This is a genomic window from Vibrio genomosp. F10 str. 9ZD137, assembly GCF_049974785.1.
In the GTDB taxonomy this organism is placed as follows: Bacteria; Pseudomonadota; Gammaproteobacteria; order Enterobacterales; family Vibrionaceae; genus Vibrio.
The window spans coordinates 1-582 of sequence record NZ_JBNGCJ010000965.1 but is presented as its reverse complement, the minus strand read 5'-3'; the positions used below and the strand labels follow the sequence as shown (position 1 = coordinate 582).

Here is a 582-nt window from a genome sequence, read left to right as displayed (position 1 = left end):
CCGCTCTTCCGATCTCTGGTCAAAGGCTGGATGGAAAAGTACGGCGCAGAAAAAATTGTTCTCGCATTGGACATTAATATCGATGAACAAGGCGTTAGGCGAGTGGCTATTTCAGGCTGGCAGGAAGATTCAGGAGTGACCATTGAAGCACTGGTTGATGATTACTTAACTGTGGGCTTAAAGCATGTGCTGTGTACCGACATTTCTCGAGACGGCACGTTAGAGGGCTCCAATGTTGAGCTGTATATCGATCTGTGTAAGCAATATCCACAAGTCCAGTTTCAGTCATCTGGTGGTATTGGCAGCCTAGCTGACATTGAAGCACTCAAAGGCAGTGGCGTATCTGGCGTGATTGTGGGACGAGCACTACTTGATGGTAAGTTTACCGCAGAGGAGGCATTTGCATGTTGGCAAAGCGAATAATTCCCTGCCTCGATGTTCGTGACGGGCAAGTGGTAAAAGGTGTTCAGTTTCGTAACCACGAGATCATCGGTGATATCGTTCCATTGGCTCAGCGTTATGCTGAAGAAGGGGCTGATGAGTTGGTATTTTATGACATCACCGCATCAAGTGATGGCCGTG

2 protein-coding genes are annotated in these 582 nt (G+C 47.9%); both read left to right on the top strand.

Translation table 11 applies throughout. From position 1 onward, the window contains the following. Positions 1-423, top strand: a 423-nt coding sequence (locus ACP45E_RS20960; RefSeq protein WP_241824362.1) for a HisA/HisF-related TIM barrel protein, incomplete at its 5' end; no start/stop codon positions are given. Next, a partial coding sequence (locus ACP45E_RS20955; RefSeq protein WP_241824363.1) for a HisA/HisF-related TIM barrel protein occupies positions 405-582 on the top strand: 178 nt, incomplete at its 3' end. The genes ACP45E_RS20960 and ACP45E_RS20955, both read left to right, overlap by 19 nt.